We start from the raw sequence: 1,609 nt of genomic DNA on the forward strand, positions 1-1,609 counted from the left end.
ACTATCTGGCGCTGAACGCGCCGGGGCTGCCGTGGATTTCCTTTCAGCGCATCGCGATGTTCCTGCTGGCGACGGTTGCGCTGTATGCGCTGGCGACGTCTTCGCGGATGCGCGGCCAGTTCGGCGATATTCTTGGTTCGCAGAAAGTGATGACGCGGCTGTTCCTGTTCTGGATCGGCTGGGAAGTGTTGATGATGGGGGTCGGCAAGTTCGAATCCGCCTCTCGCTGGACCAGCCACCTGTTCATCTGGTATTCTTTCTTCCTGATCAGTGCATGGGTGATGACGAAACCCGGCAATCCGCAGCGGCTGGTGAAGCTGATTCTGGTGGCTGCCGCTATCACGTCGGCGGTGGTGATTCCGGAATACCGGATTTCCAAGCCGATCTGGGCCGACCATATCCCGTCGTTCCTGTCGATCGATCCGACGATCTTGGACAGCTTGCAGTTCGGGAATGTGCGGTTGGGTGAATATCGTTCGCGTTCGATCTTCACCAACTCGCTGCTGTATGCCGAATATCTGGGCATGCTGCTGCCGTTCACCCTGCTGGCGATTTCCTGGTCGAAGAGCGCCTGGCGGACGGTAGCGGCCATCCTGCTGCTGGCCCTGATGATCACGGCAGGTGTGCTGACACAGGCGCGCAGCGCGATGGTGGCCCTGTTCGCGACCATCCCTGCCTTTGCCGGGCTGTGGATCTGGCGGCGCTACCGCACCACCAAGGGAGATCGCGACCTGATTGCCCCGGCGATGCTGTCGATGTTTCCGGCTGCTGCGCTGACGCTGGCCGTCGCGGTGCTTACGCTGCCGCGTATCCGTGTCATGGTGCTGGGTGGCGGCGCCCACCAGGCGAGCGACAATGCCCGCGAAGCGCAGTGGGCGATGGCGACACCGAAAGTCATCCGCAATCCGGTCGGCCATGGCATGGGTTCGATCGATCAGGTGGTGCCCTACACTAATCTTGCCGGCAAATTCACCATCGACAGCTACCCCATCAACCTGCTGGTCGAGTTCGGGGTGCCGGGGTTCCTGCTGTTCGTCGGCTTTTTCGTGACTGCGATGGTGACGGGCGTCCGTGTCTATCTGAACGCCGAAAGCCGCGATGAAATGGTGGCCGGGGCAGCAGCCGTCGGCATCATGTCGCTTCTGCTGACGCGGCTGATCCTCAGCACCGAAGGCGGGCAGGGGCTGGGGTTCGGCTATGCGGGCCTGATCATCGGGCTTTGGTATCTGCAACGAAAGCGTCTGGCTGCGGCGAACCCTGTTGCGGCCGCGCAACCGCTTCGCCCGGCGCCGGCGCTGGTGCCTGCATGGCTGCGCAACGTCTGAGCCGGATGCCACGCCTGCACAGAACTGCGCACTGATGGCGGAAAACTGGCAACCCGCACCGGCGGACTGGGCGCGTCGGCTCGACCGCCACGGCGACCGCATCGCGCTGGTGTTCGATACCGGCGAGGAAATCTCCTATCGCGCGCTGCTGGCGCGCGCCGATCAGTGGGCTGAGGCGCTGGGTGTGGAACGCCGGCTGGTGGTGCTCTGCGTCCGCAATGATCTCGACTCGATCCTGGCCTATCTGGGCACATTGCGCGCCGGGCATCCGGTGCTGCTGCTGG

At 63.3% G+C, this 1,609-nt stretch carries 2 protein-coding genes; both read left to right on the forward strand.

Annotated features, from left to right (window positions below; genetic code table 11):
- Positions 1-1,325: O-antigen ligase family protein (locus AC16JP_RS12165; protein ID WP_484340881.1), on the forward strand; the 1,325-nt coding region annotated here is incomplete at its 5' end.
- A 34-nt stretch (positions 1,326-1,359) separates the two neighbouring features.
- Positions 1,360-1,609 (forward strand): AMP-binding protein (locus tag AC16JP_RS12170; RefSeq protein WP_484340882.1); only part of this gene is annotated, 250 nt, incomplete at its 3' end.

The sequence above is a fragment of the Sandaracinobacteroides sp. genome (assembly GCF_057137845.1).